This is a genomic window from Paenibacillus sp. MDMC362, from assembly GCF_003269305.1.
Lineage (GTDB): Bacteria > Bacillota > Bacilli > Paenibacillales > Paenibacillaceae > Paenibacillus_AQ.
Genome location: NZ_QLYT01000008.1, coordinates 382,268 through 396,484 on the forward strand (window position 1 = coordinate 382,268; position 14,217 = coordinate 396,484).

A 14,217-nucleotide genomic window follows, 5' to 3' on the forward strand; every position below is an offset into this window, starting at 1 on the left:
TAAACGGCGGTGAAGATTTCCCCCATAGCTGCTTTTGATGTTGTCTTATCTATATCTTATACTCCATCTTATGTAACGGTAACTTGGTTTATTGACTATTTTTAACCCACATGAACATACGGTGAAGCTTTTCTGGGCAATGCGTGATGTCCATTCGCCTTATGGTATAATAAGTTATCCAAAAACCGAGTTTAGTAACGATATCATCAACAACAGGGAGGCCATCACATCCATGACGGTTACCGGATTTACAGATCAAGATTTCGACGTATTCTCCGTTCCCGGGCTTGAAGCCCGTATGGAGGTTCTCATTGAACGGGTAAGACCCAAGCTGGAGGCGTTAGGGGCTGAGTTGGCACCTTATGTATCGGCATTGGCTGGGGAAGAAATGTTTGTGCATGTGGCGAAGCATGCAAGACGCACTGTCAATCCTCCCATTGACACCTGGGTCGCTTGGGCTGCCAGCAAACGCGGCTACAAAGCACTGCCTCATTTTGAGGTGGGCATGTTCGGAACCCATCTGTTTATCATTTTCGCGATTATTTACGAAAGTCCCAACAAGACCGTGTTTGCCGGCAACCTGGAAGCCAAGCTGAAGAAAACAGCGAAGGCACTGCCTAAAAACTTTTACTGGTCCATGGATCACATGAACCCGTCGGGCACCCCTCACCAGGATATGAGCGAGGAGGATTTCACGCGCCTGATTGAGAAGCTGAAGCAGGTGAAAAAGGCTGAGGTCATGTGCGGACTGCGCATCCCGCGCGAGGAAGCCGTCAAGCTTGAAGGGGACAAGCTGGTGCAAAAAGTGCAGGAGACGTTTGAGACGCTGCTGCCGCTTTATAAAATGGCGTTTTAATGAGCATGATATATGGATGTAAAGGGCTGCTGTTGCAGCTCTTTTTTTAAGATTATAGAATTTATGAATTTTCAGCGAAGCTGAACAATTCTATAATCGCAAGAAAAACTTCCTTTAACCGCGGTCTGTCTTCTGAGAAAGTACGTCGATAGACGTTTTTTTATGGATGATATTTTAATGAAGGAACGATGAAAATCTTCGTTGCTCCTTCTTAATATGTCTAAAGTTTGAAGCGCTGCGGGACAAAGCAAAAAAAGCCGTTTAATCTCCTTGCATTCCCCCCCTATTTTGCTATACTCAATTTTGTTTATATAAAAACAGAAATCAACAAATCATAACAAAATAAACATAAGGAAAGGTTGTGACAACGTCCATGGACCACAGTCGTACACCGCTCTTCACCGCACTTAAAGAACATGCGGCCAAAAACCCCGTGCAATTTCACATTCCGGGACATAAGAAGGGCCTCGGCACCGACGCCGAATTTCGGGAATTTATAGGGGATAACGCCTTTTCTATAGATTTGATTAATATTGCGCCGCTGGATGATTTGCATCAGCCTACAGGCGTCATCGAGGAAGCCCAAAAGCTGGCCGCCGACGCATTCGGTGCCGATCACACCTACTTCAGTGTTCAAGGAACAAGCGGAGCGATCATGACCATGATCATGTCGGTATGTTCGCCTGGCGATAAAATCATCGTACCGCGCAACGTCCATAAATCCGTGCTTTCCGCCATCATTTTCACCGGGGCCAAGCCTGTATTCGTATCGCCTGCCCAGGATTCCAACGTGGGAATCGATCACGGAATCACCATCAGCTCGGTACGAAAAGCGTTAAAACGCCACCCTGACGCCAAAGCCGTACTGGTCATTAATCCGACATACTTCGGAGTAAGCGCCAATCTGAAGGAAATCGTGGATTTGGCTCACAGCTACAATGTGCCCGTTCTCGTGGATGAGGCGCACGGTGTATTGATCCATTTTCATGAAGAGCTCCCGATGTCGGCCATGGAAGCCGGAGCCGATATGGCTGCGACCAGCGTCCACAAACTCGGCGGCTCGATGACGCAGAGTTCCGTACTGAACGTGAATACCAAGAATGGATACATCAATCCTTATCGCGTGCAGACGATTATCAGCATGCTGACCACCACCTCAACCTCTTACATCCTGCTGGCATCGCTTGATACTTCACGCCGCAGTTTGGCGCTGCATGGACGCGAAATGGCTGCAAGGACGATTGAGTTGGCGCAGTATGCACGTCATGAAGTCAATAAAATCGAAGGTTTGTACAGCTTCGGTAAAGAAATATTAGGCGGGGAAGCGACGTACTCCTATGATCCAACCAAATTGACGATTCATGTGCGCCACCTCGGCATTACGGGATATGAAACCGAGAATTGGCTGCGGGATCACTACAATATTGAGGTGGAGCTCAGTGATATGTACAATATTCTGTGCCTCATCACACCGGGGGACAATCGGGAAACCATCGATATTTTGCTGACGGCGCTCCGCGAGCTTTCGAATCAATACATGCATGTAAATGAGATTAACGAGCTGGTTGTGAAAACTCCGGAAATTCCGCAGTTGTCGCTGATTCCCCGCGATGCGTTTTACGGAGATACGGAGGTTGTGCCTTTCAAGGAATCGGCAGGACGCATTATTGCCGAATTCATCTATGTCTACCCGCCAGGGATTCCGATCCTGCTTCCGGGCGAAGTCATTTCCCAGGAAAACATCGATTACATTATCGATCATGTCGAAGTGGGCCTTCCGGTTAAAGGCCCCGAGGACCGCAGCATCCAAAATGTTAAAGTCATCGTGGAAACGGATCCTATATTCTAAAGTGACTGCTGTAAATACAATAAACCCGGTGCGAATGGTTCGCACCGGGTTTATTGTATTGGATTCTTATTCCTGGTTTGCAGCAGCGACCAGTTCGTTGTAAACCGCCTCTACTTCATTCCATTCTTCTTCGTCTTCAATATTGTAAAGAACCATTTCCTCGTTCTCTTCTTCCATACGTAGAATGACGCCGTCCGCTTCCGGATTTTCGCGTTCAAGCAAAAGCGCGTAAAGTTTCTCGCCGACATCAAATGTCTCCACAAGAACCATCTCTACTTCTTTTCCTTCTTCATCCGTCAATGTCAGCACAAACTCTTCATGTTCGTGGTCGTGGTCATGATCGTGACCGCAGCCGCAAGCATCTCCGTGTTCATGTTTGTGTTCACTCATTGAAAAAACCTCACTTCGGTTAAATTATCATACTTTCGTATCGTATCACGGATAGCTTCTTCAGGTCAATTTCTGCCAAGTGCCTAAGGATCCTTCAATTTAGGGCAGTAATCACTTTCTCCGCAACTTTCACAAAACCGTCATCCGATTTGACTTTTACATAAAAGCCCACCGAGTATTTTCCCGCCGTTTTGAAATCATAGGTGAAATCATAGGTTCGGAACCAGAAGTTATCCTTGCGGTCCTTCACTTCCTGGGATTGGATGTCCTTGATATTGCCCGAAGGATCCTCAATCGCTACTTTCACGGAATGGATATCGTTGCTTAAGCTGTCAACCTGGCTAAAAACATTGAATTTCAGCTTCCCCTTGTTCACGTTGCCGAATACAGTATCTCCTTTAAACAGAAAAATATGCACGTTCGGTTTAATGATTTGAACTTGTCCATTTGCGGGGTTCCAATCCACAGCCCCGTCAAACTCCCGAACCGGCACATAGGTTTTGCCATCAATTAAATATCCGCCATCCTTCAATTCATGACCGTTCAGCCAGACACGGACACGCTCATTCACGGAATCAGCGAACAAAAGGGTGCTGCCACCCATTAAAGAGAGCACTAGCATACATGCCATCACTTTTTTCCACTTCATAATAATCAATTCCCTCCATTGGCTCATCTTGTTGTTATATGTGTATACTACATGTCAAAAAACAAGTTGCGGACAATTTTGCACTTTGTGGTAAAATTTTTTTCCTCATGCGTTAAGGTTAGGTCCTATCCCGAATTATACTGCATTTCGGCCCCGATTCGATCATATAATCCGTGTAAATCAACGTGAAATTCGTTAAAATATACATTAGCATACGGGGACTACACATCATATCATCAGGAGGTTTCATCCATTGACACTGACATTGCAAATGCTTGGCACCGGCAGTGCGTTTGCCAAGAACTACTATAACAATAACGCACTGATCCACGACGGAAATTTCACACTTCTCATCGACTGCGGCATCACGGCTCCTCTGGCGCTTCATCAGCTGAATAAGACCTTTAACGATATGGATGCCGTGCTTATCACTCACATTCATGCCGACCATGTAGGCGGGCTTGAGGAACTGGCTTTTATTATGAAAATGAAATACAACCGTAAGCTTCCACTCTATATTGCCGAGACGCTGGTGGAACCGATATGGGAGCACACCCTCAAAGGCGGTTTATATCAACAGGGACATATCTCCTCCCTGCATGATGTATTTGACGTACACCCTCTGAAACCGGGAGTGAAGACCAGTATTTCATCCGGCATCTCGGTAGAACTGATTCATACGCAGCATATTCCCGGCAAGGACAGCTATTCGCTTTATTTGAATGATCGGATATTTTACAGTGCTGACATGGTATTCGATCCTATACTACTCAACCAATTGGTGAACGAGCGGGATTGTGAAGTGATTCTGCATGAGTGTCAGCTGCAAGGCCCCGGCGAGGTTCATACGACGCTGGATGAGCTGCTTAGCCTGCCACAAGAAATTCAGGAGCGCACCTATCTCATGCATTACAGCGACGAGGTCGAAGCTTTCATTGGCAAGACCGGCATCATGGAATTTGTGGAGCAGCAGCGGGTATACGAATTGTAGTTCAGTATAGATGAATAGTTTATGAGGTTTCCCGGGAACACTAATGCCGGGAGGCGATTCATATGGATAATACACAACAAGAAGTCGTAGGCGTCCGTAAAAACGGAGATGGCGACATCATCGAACTTAAGCTGGATAACGGCAGTGTCGTTGACTACAAGACAGCACAACAAATGGCCAAGAATAAAGAAATCAAAAACCTGAACGTGTTCCGCGGCCGTGACGGTGACGAACATCTTCGCTCCAATGCGGATGGCGATCCCAGCAACAACCTGGACAATTTGCCAAACTTTTAAATTCAAGATTAAAAAGACCTCGAGTATCGACTATCGACTCGGGGTCTTTTCTTTTTAAACAGTGCGGATCATTGGCACCATATATGATAAGAAGACTACAGTTCCTTTTTCATGCGAACATGGGGAATGCCAGCATCATCAAACGGCTCGTCCGAGATCGTCTCATACCCCAGCTTGCGATAAAATGCCTCCGCTTGTACCTGCGCATCCAGCACGGAATACTGCAGTTTCAATTCACGTGCCTGCGCTTCCAATGCCATCATCAGCACGCGGCCAATCCCTTTGGAACGGAAGGGCTTACGAACCGCAATTCGCTGCATTTTAGCTGAATCTTTATTGTAATAGGTGATACGTCCGGTTGCCGCGTACTGTCCCTCCGATTTGATCAGGACATGAAACGCATCGGATTCCAGTCGATCGTACTCATCAATCTCCAGGTCAATCGGCACTTTCTGTTCAAGCACAAAGACATCTTTCCGGATATCCAGCGCCTGCTGCAATTGCTCTTCGGTTGATACATTTATGATTTCTGCTGCCATTTCAACACCTCTTTATGTAGAATCAATTCTAGTGATATCGCAGATCGAGATATTATACAAAATAATCGTTTTCCTGTATAGTATAAGCTAACGTTTTCTTGAAAGGAGCATGGCCTTTATGGGCATGGGAGCCACGATATTTTGGGCTGTTATCATCTCAGCCGTTATCATCTACCCTATCTTTTGGGCGATTAAAAAAGGTTATTCCCGCAAATGGGATGAAGAATAGCATCGGCCGTTTACAGCAAACCGCCAGCCTGCCAGCCGACGGTTTGCTCCGCTCGTTGTTCGAGCAATGAATACAGACAATTCTTACGACATATCTGTTACGGATCGTTGCTGGACCCCTTTATGGTTGGAGATCACGTAATGTGTCCACCGAATCCATCGGCGATTCCGGCTCCAGTGCCCCGCTTCCCTGCTTGGAATACACGTCCTGATCTACAGAACGGCCGTAAACATCGAGCATTACGGGCGCTGCTGATCCATGGAGCGGCCCCAGCTGCACCGACGTTCTCTCCGGGATACTGCAACCGCTGCCCAGTACAGTTACCCCCAGCAACGAGAGCACCAGCCCGGCTTGCTTGAAATGATGGGTTTTCCCACCGGCCATGACATTCACGCTCCTCACTGGCATAATCATGCTGTAATTAGTCTGAACCGGAATGTGATTTTTTATAACGAGAAAACCATTGACAGTCGCATTGTCTGCTGGTAATATATGAATTACCTTTTTAAATATTTCATGATCTGTTAGCTCAGCTGGGAGAGCACTATCTTGACAGGGTAGGGGTCAGTGGTTCGAGCCCACTACAGATCATAACCGAGAGCCCTTGTGTAGCAAGGGCTCTTTTCAATTTCTTCTTTAGTTTAGCTTTCAGAATTTCATCCTTCGGGGACGAATTGGGGGGACAAAGCCAGGCCATGGATCCTGAAGCGCCTGATCGTTGATCGAGATTCTCTGGGATTTCCGTCCCCGATCAGGAAACTTGCGTTCCCCTTCCTCTCTCGAGCCTCCAAGACAGGATATTGTTCTCATTGAATACTCGGGGTTTCCCCGTCTCCAGGCACGTTGCGCGGATCCGCTGATCCCGAATACTGTGAATCTGTATTTTGCGCTGGGTGATGTTCCCTTTCCGGTCTTCATAAATGATTTCTATAATTTGCTCCAGGTATTTCTCAAACATGATGCAATCACCTCTGACAAGAACGTTTGTTTGTATTATATGCGAACATTCGTTCTTTTATCAATGTCAATTTTACCCTGGCTGCACTTCATATAACTCGCAAAACACAAGTTTCGAAGATCAACGACACCATTCCAGGCTTGGTTCCACTTATCCATATAAAAAAATCGGTACCCAGAAAGGTACCGAAAACCATAACCTACATATTCATCTTTATTTATACCATAATCTTTAAGTACCCAGTCCCCTTACGAAGGATCAAGACTTACTTTAACAGTTCTTCCGGCGTCTCCCCGCTATAAACAAAAACGGGACTTGCAGTATTAACTACGAAAACAGCTACCAACGTCAAAGCAGATGCGATAAACGAAAACAACCGATGTCTAATCCTATGGATCCATAACATGAGCTCGTCCTCCTTTCCAGCGTAGTAAACTGATAGCTTGGACCAAAAATATGACAGCCAATGTTGGGGACTGAAGTCCAAAATTAAACATAACGATGAAACAGCTAAGCAAGCGGAGTTTTATGTAATGCTTCCTCGGTATACGGGACTGCTTCTCAATTCGGCTGGGAGCGAACATCATCACGAGCAACAGGCTGAGTACATTGATAATGAGCACACCTATGGCATCAATATCCACAAAAGATATCAGGGTGAATAATGCTGTAGTGAATGCAATACAGCCGGCCCCCGTCTTAAGGTGATACCCTCCTGAAAATTGCCGTAGTACCGCAAAACCTGTCAAGGCAATAACCGCCTGCTTCATGTTACCCGTAAATATAGAGATAAGCAGCGTGAAGACAACAATCAACAATACATTTAAAATGATGGCAATCGCATGTTTCAAAACAGCAATTGAGGACTTATGGTCGGGTACCTGGCGTTTGATCCTCTCCGCTATCCGTTTTGATAATCCTTCTATGATCATAAGATTCCCGCTCCTCTGTATTGATGGCATAATACAAGAAGATTCCAAATGTTATTCCAAAGAAGAGAAGGTGCAGCCATAAACGATTAAGGTAAAATAGAATCGCAATTAATATCAACACCACGATAATCAAAGTGATCAATAGAACATGTTCAAATTTAATGCGCAGATTTTCCAGATTGTACTTAAACCCGATACCAAACCTGTACATAATCCAGGATATCAATAGTCCTGTCGCACCTGAGAGGATTTGAAGAATATAACCGTTGGCATGATCGGTCTGAACGGAGTCGATCGATCCGAATATCGTTGTCAGATATGCCGTTTGAATTAACGCATAAAACATATACCCCAGAATGGTGCAGATCGCCGACCAGATAACCGGGATCTTAATAATGGCTGAGAATAAGAAAACGAAGATTAGCACGGTAATGAGAGGAGCTAGAAAATCCAATTGAAGTTCGTTGCGCATGATGAAACTTTGTAAGTTGGCAAGGATCATGACCATCAACGCCTGCCATATGTACTCTGTCGTCTTGAATCTAAGCAATGTCATGATTAGTGAATAAATAGCCAGTGTTTCAAATGTTGAAAACACCATAAACCAAATAATTTCCATTCAAAGATTTCCTCCCTACACCATAAGAAATGGTTAAAATGTGTACTACGCCACTTCCCGATTTATCCTGATTACACTGATGGTTATAACGTCTATAAACAAACGATATACCGACAGACCCTCAGTTTCTATCGAGTCGTCTTAAATGATGCATGTTCTTGAGGTCAATTCCGATGGCGCCTGCCACTTCTTATATGTCTGGAAACTGTGATGGAAAATGCAAAAACATTAGTCGTTTATGTCTCCGGCTTGGCCCAAGAATTCTAAAAAAAGAGCAGCTTAGAACTTCTTATACGCCAAAACGAATTAAATCGCTGCAACGTTCAATCCATATACCAAACGAAAATCAAGCATTAGTTATCAAGAATCCACGACTTACGAAAATGACCAAGCCAGAATAAACTCGGTTCCTACTATATTAACATCCTGACATCATCTAAGTTGATTATATAAGGCCTGGAAGGCATAACAACAGGTAATTAAATACATAAGTGGGGGGAACCATCATGGATCTATGAAGTGAAGAGTGAAATAGGAAGTTAACTTGCTATATTTCTATTATATACGAACTTACGTTCCTATTCAACCGTATATGTTTTTGTGTATATTGTAACTGAATAACCGCCTTATAAGGAGAATAACCATTTCGAAACAAGACTTACGGGAAACCTATAATTTGGAAGCACCCGGGCCTCCATCCATGCTATCCGGGTGGAGCGAAGGAGACTGGGGAATTAGCCTTGACCCTTCCTCTCTGCCCGACCTAATTCACATAACTGTGCACCCGCTATGGTTCTTTACACGGCAGCTGGTTCATATTTTATCCTCTTAGCGTAATTCGCTTCATCTTCCCCTGCTCCTCCTGTTATACCCCGATTCACTTATACAGCTTGGTCCATGCCAAACCATTCGCAACGAGCAGCGTGAGGATATATGCTAACCTGCCATAGGGAATCGTGCTGCTTGCGAAATGCAAACCCCATAATCCGCCAACTACAATAAAGAATAGCAGCACCCACCAGCCGTCTTTCTGCTGCGCCATATTAAACGCCTGTGAGAACGGCGGAGTGCGCAGAATTGCCTTGGCTGATAAAGGAATCAGCACCAAGCCGGTAAGGAATACGATGAGAACATCCGGAATAATCCGGCTTCCGAACAGAATCAGGAATATGACCGCATTCACAGTGAAAAGCGGCAGGAACATTTTGACCGCAAAAGCCTTTAACGCCCCTTGGTATAATGGATTCATGCCTGGCATCGGGGCTGCGCCAAACAACCAGAAGGCTTTGGGCTTGCCGGAGAATCTCAGCATCATAACGACCGTAACAATCATAATGAGCATCGTGTGCAGTACATAGTACGACGATCCCTGGCTGATTTCGGCCAATGAGGAGTTGCGGATTGTGGAGACAAAAAATAAATAAGGCAGTAACACGGACAATCCGAGTGTTGGATACACTTTAAGCTTAAATTCTCTCTCATTCTTCAGCATGCTGGCAGATAATCGGAAACAAGCCTGCTCCGTGCGCGACCGGCAAACCAATTTGGACAGGAATCTGTCCAATCGCCCGCGCTCCCGCCCTTTTCCCGCTTCGCTCTGAGCCAGCTTCTCCAGATGCCGCTCAAAAGAAGGAATATAACGGACATAAACGATCATAAGCACAATCGGTACCAATACAGCCAGCAACGAGAGAACGGTCAGCCAACCGCTTCCCTCGCCAAACATCCACTCATACGGAGCCGCAAACCACACCGGCGGAAGCAGAATCTGCCACCAGGCCGGCGTAAATACCAAATTGAAATCAATCAGATCAAAGGAACGGATCACAAACTGATAGCCGATGGCCAGCGCGGCGGAAAGTCCAATCTGTACATAATTGATCAGATCCTTCAGTTTCTCTCCATCCCAATACTTAAGCAGCAACAGATAAACCAAGGAGGTGCTCACCAGAATGAGCATATTCATCAGAATTAACTCCAGGATATTTATCAGAAAGAACAGCACGCCATGCTTAAACAATCCCACGACCAGTGATCCTGTTGAGAGCGCCCCGGTCAGCATCAGCAAGTAAATTCCTGCATGAATCGATCTCGCCAACCCGACCGTACGACCGTCGATCGGCTTCGTCATCAAAATGCTGCGGTCGCGCACATCAAGCAGCACGGAAGAGAAATCTGAAATCATGGAGCTCATGATCAAGAACATTAGGATCCCAGACAGGATGCTCATCGGCATTAAATATTCCGGATTGCTCCAGAACACAAACGGCGTCAGGACAAGGCCGATTAAGCCGTACAGCCAGAGGGAGCTGACAAACAGGTTCTTGTCCTGCTCTTCTTCTTTCCTCCTGTTCCTTGAAGATAATATGACAGGTGCACGCCTCGAATCCATCAGCAATTTGACATGGAGGATCCTGCGCAGGGTTGCATAGTCGACACCCATTCTCGAAATAATTCCCTGAAATCGATCCAGTATCTTCAGCATACGAAACGATGATTCCGATCCCCCCATATCAACTTCCCTCCCGAACGATCGATACGAACCGTTCCGCAATACGGGCATGGTCATGGAACCCCGTCAGCTGATTAAACACTTCTTCCAGGGAACCCTCATGAGTATGCTGTTGTAATTCTTTGAACGTTCCGTCCGCCACTACCCGGCTGTCAGCAAGCAGGATGATCCGGCTGCTGATTTTCTCAACGACGTCCATAATATGTGAGGAATAAAAAATCGTCTTGCCCTGGGCCGAGAGTTGGGCCAATACTTCCTTTACCACCATCACGCTGTTCGCATCCAGCCCGCTTAAGGGCTCATCCAGAAACAATAGATCAGGGTCATGCAGCAGGCTCGAGATCAGCAGCACCTTTTGCCGCATTCCTTTTGAAAACGTAGCGATCCGGGAGTGATAGGCCTTTTCCATGTTAAAACATTCCATCAATTGCTTCGCTTTATAATCCGCTGCATCATATGTAAGTCCGTACAACTCGCCTATAAAAGTCAAATACTCGGCAGCCGTTAACTGATCGTACAATTCGGCCACCTCGGGGACATATCCGATTCTCCGTTTATAATCGATATTCCCATCGGAAATATCCTGACCGAATATGCGGACTGTCCCCGTGTACCCCTCAACCAGCCCGAGCATGATCTTGACCGTCGTGCTCTTCCCCGCTCCGTTCGGACCGATATATCCAATCATCTCGCCGCGGCGTACCTCCAAGTCGTACCGTTCAGCACATAACGATTATCATATTTCATGCGCAGGTCTTGAATCCATAACACTTCATTTTCGGACATGATATGATTCTCCATTCCCTCATTGACTTCACATACCTACCTTATTATGGAAGTAGGGGAAAATCAACCTTTTGACGCATACTCGCTCTGCAATATCCCCATATGCACAATGTCATGCCAAACGCCATTCCGGTACAAGCTCTGCCTAGAGCTGCCTTCGTGGACAAATCCGATTTGTTCATACAGCTTGATCGCTTTATGGTTGAAGGAAAATACTCGCAAGCTTACCCTGTGCAGATTCAGTTCCAAAAAAGCATAATCGAGCAAAAGCGTCATCGCTTCAAAGCCGTACCCTTTGCCCCAAGAAGTCTTTTCGCCAATGTCGATGATGCACTCCGCATTCCGGTTCTTGGGATCGATATGAATCAATGACATGATGCCGATCGGTCTGCCGGTATCCTTCAACAGGATCAGATAGCTCTTCGAGGAGGAAGATCCCAGGATCACATGCTGGACGAAGTCCTTTGTTTCCTCCAGTTGGTAAGAATCCAGGCAAGGACTGGTGGATTGCATCACTTCAAGATCATTACGCCAGGTATGATAAAGCTCCGCGTCATTCATCGTCATTTTTCGACAGGTTAATCTAGCAGAATTAAATAGCATCAAAAAGCACCCTTTCCATAATTATGTTTCTATTGATATCGGATCTAACATTGCGCTAAGAGATTGGATGAACGTTTCCAGCTGCTCTGGCACGCAGGTCGCCGTCGGTCCGAGCTGGAAGGTATCCAGCATGAGTCCATTCAGAAACGAGATCATATACCGCGCGATGGATTCCGGTTCCAATCGGGGCCGAAACTCCCCTTGCTCCTGACCTTTCCGAATGACCCGTCCCACGGCCTCAACAGTCAGTTGATATCGTTCGGTTATATAAGGATAATCCTTTCTGGCATGAACATAAGAGGAAGACAGGAAAAATTCCGCCCTGGCCAATACAAGCGAATGCTGAATTAGCGATAAATCGCCCTGCTGTTTCTGAACCCAGTCCATCAACTGATTCCATATCGGATATAAGCCTCTTGAAGAAATCCCCTCCTCTCCTTAATATTCCTCTTTGAAAACAACTTGTTCTATTTTTCCGCTTATGCACATTTCCGTCAACATTCGCGAATAGCTGCATATATATGGGGGAGAACGAAAAGAGGTGATCGGACATCATTAAGGGCATCAGCCGCATACTGATCTTCACCTTACTGCTGGTTTTCTTTTTCCCCGTCGTATCCCATGGCGCTTCCGGACAGAAGCTGGACAGTAAGTACAGCAAGTACGTGCAGTTTATCGTGATTGATAAATCCACCAACAATCTGACGTATTATGAAAAAGGCAAGGTCATTAAATCGTTTCCCGTCGCTACAGGCAAGAAGCCCTCCTATACCCCAGAAGGCCTGTTCAAAATCCACGAAAAAGTGAAAAACAGACCTTACTACAAGGAAGGCATCAAGGGAGGAGACCCGCGCAATCCGCTAGGGGACCGCTGGCTCGGCATTAATGTGAAAGTAAACGGCAGAGTCAGCTACGCGTACGCCATTCACGGAAACAACAACGCCAACTCAATCGGAAAGTACGTGTCGGCAGGTTGTATCCGGATGCATAATAAAGACGTGCGCTGGCTCTACGACAAAGTGAAAATGAATACCCCCGTCCTCATCCAAAAATAAAAGCGCAAAAAAGCCAAACACATTCATGTGTCTGGCTTTTTTAAAATTTGGCGTTTACGATCCATACTCCGCTCCGAATTCAATAATATTGCGGTCTGGATCCAGCACGAAAATCTGGGCAAAGCCGGCAACGCTGTCGGGATTATCCACATACTCGACGTTCATTCGGTCCAGCCATTCCTTCGTCTCGCGGTAGCTTTTCACCCAGATGGAGAAATGCCCGTCCGTCGTATCGATTCCGCGCTCCCGCAGCGTATCACTGACGGGATGCTCCAGCAGATGAAGCTGCTGGTCTCCGAAGCATACCAGACACCCTTGGAGGCAAACGGCGGTCGCGGCAGCTCGTGAAACCTCAGCACCTCCGAGTAAAACACCTTCGCTGTCTCCAAATTTCGTACGGCCAAGCTGACATGGTGCAGTCTTTCAAATTGAATCATGATTCACACCCACTCATATACGGAATCCATCATCATTCATATTGTCTGACAGCTTTATAATATTGCCCATCCATTTCAACCAAGATCACCTTGTCAGCAGGGGCCCCAGCCAACTGATGGATGGCCGTTCCAATAGGTAAACTGCTATCCCCATCTTCCAACCGTACTCCCTCTGGAGCACGATGATCCGCAACGTCCGCATGATCGATTTCGCGGCTCACTTCTCCCAGCTTGGTTCCGGCTTTAAAAGAAGGAAGCACGGCATGCTTCAATACTTTGTAAGAGCTTCCACCATTCCATACAACAAATCCCTCGCTCCATTGCACAGGCTTACTATTTGCTGCTTTTTCCTCAGATTGTATTTGTTCCGAAGAGCCAGTAGTTACATGAGCCTCACTCTTCTCCACGGCTGCTGTGGAATTCAAAGTCATCGAAACGACCATTGCAGTGACAATCATCATAAAGTATTTCATTTCAAGACTCTCCTTCCAATTCTTTGAATAAAGGTATGTAACC

At 46.1% G+C, this 14,217-nt stretch carries 17 protein-coding genes, 1 tRNA gene and 2 pseudogenes; 6 read left to right on the top strand and 14 right to left on the bottom strand.

Going from position 1 to position 14,217, the window contains the following annotated elements:
• The first annotated feature begins 232 nt into the window (after nucleotides 1–232).
• Both DP091_RS04030 and DP091_RS04035 read left to right on the top strand, forming a co-directional pair.
• Complete coding sequence (locus DP091_RS04030) at nucleotides 233–856, top strand: YktB family protein (RefSeq protein WP_113057153.1); 624 nt, start codon at nucleotides 233–235, stop codon at nucleotides 854–856.
• A gap of 373 nt (nucleotides 857–1,229) precedes the next feature.
• Nucleotides 1,230–2,705, top strand: a complete 1,476-nt coding sequence (locus DP091_RS04035) for an aminotransferase class I/II-fold pyridoxal phosphate-dependent enzyme (RefSeq protein ID WP_113057154.1) — start codon at nucleotides 1,230–1,232, stop codon at nucleotides 2,703–2,705.
• Between the two features lie 66 nt (nucleotides 2,706–2,771).
• Here the strand turns inward: DP091_RS04035 and DP091_RS04040 are convergent, their stop codons facing one another.
• Nucleotides 2,772–3,095: a DUF1292 domain-containing protein gene (locus DP091_RS04040; RefSeq protein WP_071223049.1), complete on the bottom strand. Its 324-nt coding sequence runs from the start codon at nucleotides 3,093–3,095 to the stop codon at nucleotides 2,772–2,774.
• A 94-nt stretch (nucleotides 3,096–3,189) separates the two neighbouring features.
• The gene (locus tag DP091_RS04045; RefSeq protein WP_113057155.1) at nucleotides 3,190–3,744 is read right to left on the bottom strand and encodes a copper amine oxidase; all 555 of its coding nucleotides are present in this window, start codon (nucleotides 3,742–3,744) and stop codon (nucleotides 3,190–3,192) included.
• A 253-nt stretch (nucleotides 3,745–3,997) separates the two neighbouring features.
• Here DP091_RS04045 and DP091_RS04050 point away from each other — a divergent pair, with 253 nt between their 5' ends.
• Both DP091_RS04050 and DP091_RS04055 read left to right on the top strand, forming a co-directional pair.
• On the top strand, nucleotides 3,998–4,735 hold the full coding sequence (locus DP091_RS04050) for an MBL fold metallo-hydrolase (protein WP_113057156.1): 738 nt from the start codon (nucleotides 3,998–4,000) through the stop codon (nucleotides 4,733–4,735).
• Nucleotides 4,736–4,797: 62 nt separating this feature from the next.
• Complete coding sequence (locus tag DP091_RS04055) at nucleotides 4,798–5,031, top strand: DUF3892 domain-containing protein (protein WP_071223047.1); 234 nt, start codon at nucleotides 4,798–4,800, stop codon at nucleotides 5,029–5,031.
• Between the two features lie 95 nt (nucleotides 5,032–5,126).
• Here the strand turns inward: DP091_RS04055 and DP091_RS04060 are convergent, their stop codons facing one another.
• Both DP091_RS04060 and DP091_RS04065 read right to left on the bottom strand, forming a co-directional pair.
• The gene (locus tag DP091_RS04060; RefSeq protein ID WP_071223046.1) at nucleotides 5,127–5,570 is read right to left on the bottom strand and encodes a GNAT family N-acetyltransferase; all 444 of its coding nucleotides are present in this window, start codon (nucleotides 5,568–5,570) and stop codon (nucleotides 5,127–5,129) included.
• A 349-nt stretch (nucleotides 5,571–5,919) separates the two neighbouring features.
• Nucleotides 5,920–6,183 carry a hypothetical protein gene (locus DP091_RS04065; protein WP_113057157.1) on the bottom strand — a complete coding sequence of 88 codons (264 nt, stop codon included), beginning with the start codon at nucleotides 6,181–6,183 and terminating at the stop codon, nucleotides 5,920–5,922.
• A gap of 134 nt (nucleotides 6,184–6,317) precedes the next feature.
• Between DP091_RS04065 and DP091_RS04070 the strand changes: the two genes are divergently transcribed.
• Nucleotides 6,318–6,390: transfer RNA gene (locus tag DP091_RS04070), tRNA-Val, on the top strand.
• 160 nt (nucleotides 6,391–6,550) lie between these two features.
• Here the strand turns inward: DP091_RS04070 and DP091_RS04075 are convergent.
• The 8 genes and pseudogenes from DP091_RS04075 to DP091_RS04110 form a co-directional block, all read right to left on the bottom strand.
• A complete protein-coding gene (locus tag DP091_RS04075; protein WP_113057158.1) occupies nucleotides 6,551–6,757 on the bottom strand; it encodes a hypothetical protein in 207 nt (68 codons plus the stop codon).
• Between the two features lie 265 nt (nucleotides 6,758–7,022).
• Nucleotides 7,023–7,163, bottom strand: a complete 141-nt coding sequence (locus tag DP091_RS04080) for a cyclic lactone autoinducer peptide (RefSeq protein WP_074961962.1) — start codon at nucleotides 7,161–7,163, stop codon at nucleotides 7,023–7,025.
• Nucleotides 7,147–7,689 (bottom strand): accessory gene regulator ArgB-like protein, encoded by a 543-nt coding sequence (locus tag DP091_RS04085; RefSeq protein ID WP_113057159.1) that lies wholly within the window; start codon nucleotides 7,687–7,689, stop codon nucleotides 7,147–7,149. The genes DP091_RS04080 and DP091_RS04085 overlap by 17 nt, the downstream gene beginning before the upstream one ends.
• Entirely contained in the window at nucleotides 7,625–8,308 is a 684-nt protein-coding gene (locus tag DP091_RS04090) for a hypothetical protein (protein ID WP_113057160.1), read from the bottom strand. The genes DP091_RS04085 and DP091_RS04090 overlap by 65 nt, the downstream gene beginning before the upstream one ends.
• A gap of 877 nt (nucleotides 8,309–9,185) precedes the next feature.
• On the bottom strand, nucleotides 9,186–10,820 hold the full coding sequence (locus DP091_RS04095; RefSeq protein WP_113057161.1) for a hypothetical protein: 1,635 nt from the start codon (nucleotides 10,818–10,820) through the stop codon (nucleotides 9,186–9,188).
• Nucleotide 10,821: 1 nt separating this feature from the next.
• A pseudogene (locus DP091_RS04100) lies at nucleotides 10,822–11,606 on the bottom strand (ABC transporter ATP-binding protein).
• Between the two features lie 63 nt (nucleotides 11,607–11,669).
• The gene (locus DP091_RS04105) at nucleotides 11,670–12,209 is read right to left on the bottom strand and encodes a GNAT family N-acetyltransferase (RefSeq protein ID WP_113057162.1); all 540 of its coding nucleotides are present in this window, start codon (nucleotides 12,207–12,209) and stop codon (nucleotides 11,670–11,672) included.
• Between the two features lie 21 nt (nucleotides 12,210–12,230).
• Entirely contained in the window at nucleotides 12,231–12,596 is a 366-nt protein-coding gene (locus tag DP091_RS04110) for a hypothetical protein (protein WP_181469720.1), read from the bottom strand.
• A gap of 290 nt (nucleotides 12,597–12,886) precedes the next feature.
• Between DP091_RS04110 and DP091_RS04115 the strand changes: the two genes are divergently transcribed.
• A complete protein-coding gene (locus DP091_RS04115) occupies nucleotides 12,887–13,264 on the top strand; it encodes a L,D-transpeptidase (protein ID WP_258394399.1) in 378 nt (125 codons plus the stop codon).
• A gap of 54 nt (nucleotides 13,265–13,318) precedes the next feature.
• Here DP091_RS04115 and DP091_RS04120 read toward each other — a convergent pair.
• Together DP091_RS04120 and DP091_RS04125 are read right to left on the bottom strand one after the other, a co-directional pair.
• Nucleotides 13,319–13,701, bottom strand: a pseudogene (locus tag DP091_RS04120) (VOC family protein).
• Nucleotides 13,702–13,733: 32 nt separating this feature from the next.
• Nucleotides 13,734–14,174, bottom strand: coding sequence for a hypothetical protein (locus DP091_RS04125; protein WP_113057164.1), 441 nt, complete (start codon nucleotides 14,172–14,174; stop codon nucleotides 13,734–13,736).
• Between the last annotated feature and the right edge of the window lie 43 nt (nucleotides 14,175–14,217).

Coding starts and splice junctions, on each gene's coding strand:
- DP091_RS04030 (WP_113057153.1), top strand. CDS start 233: ATGACGGTTACCGGATTTACAGATCAAGATTTCGACGTATTCTCCGTT.
- DP091_RS04035 (WP_113057154.1), top strand. CDS start 1,230: ATGGACCACAGTCGTACACCGCTCTTCACCGCACTTAAAGAACATGCG.
- DP091_RS04040 (WP_071223049.1), bottom strand. CDS start 3,095: ATGAGTGAACACAAACATGAACACGGAGATGCTTGCGGCTGCGGTCAC.
- DP091_RS04045 (WP_113057155.1), bottom strand. CDS start 3,744: ATGAAGTGGAAAAAAGTGATGGCATGTATGCTAGTGCTCTCTTTAATG.
- DP091_RS04055 (WP_071223047.1), top strand. CDS start 4,798: ATGGATAATACACAACAAGAAGTCGTAGGCGTCCGTAAAAACGGAGAT.
- DP091_RS04060 (WP_071223046.1), bottom strand. CDS start 5,570: ATGGCAGCAGAAATCATAAATGTATCAACCGAAGAGCAATTGCAGCAG.
- DP091_RS04065 (WP_113057157.1), bottom strand. CDS start 6,183: ATGGCCGGTGGGAAAACCCATCATTTCAAGCAAGCCGGGCTGGTGCTC.
- DP091_RS04075 (WP_113057158.1), bottom strand. CDS start 6,757: ATGTTTGAGAAATACCTGGAGCAAATTATAGAAATCATTTATGAAGAC.
- DP091_RS04080 (WP_074961962.1), bottom strand. CDS start 7,163: ATGTTATGGATCCATAGGATTAGACATCGGTTGTTTTCGTTTATCGCA.
- DP091_RS04085 (WP_113057159.1), bottom strand. CDS start 7,689: ATGATCATAGAAGGATTATCAAAACGGATAGCGGAGAGGATCAAACGC.
- DP091_RS04090 (WP_113057160.1), bottom strand. CDS start 8,308: ATGGAAATTATTTGGTTTATGGTGTTTTCAACATTTGAAACACTGGCT.
- DP091_RS04095 (WP_113057161.1), bottom strand. CDS start 10,820: ATGGGGGGATCGGAATCATCGTTTCGTATGCTGAAGATACTGGATCGA.
- DP091_RS04105 (WP_113057162.1), bottom strand. CDS start 12,209: ATGCTATTTAATTCTGCTAGATTAACCTGTCGAAAAATGACGATGAAT.
- DP091_RS04110 (WP_181469720.1), bottom strand. CDS start 12,596: ATGGACTGGGTTCAGAAACAGCAGGGCGATTTATCGCTAATTCAGCAT.
- DP091_RS04125 (WP_113057164.1), bottom strand. CDS start 14,174: ATGAAATACTTTATGATGATTGTCACTGCAATGGTCGTTTCGATGACT.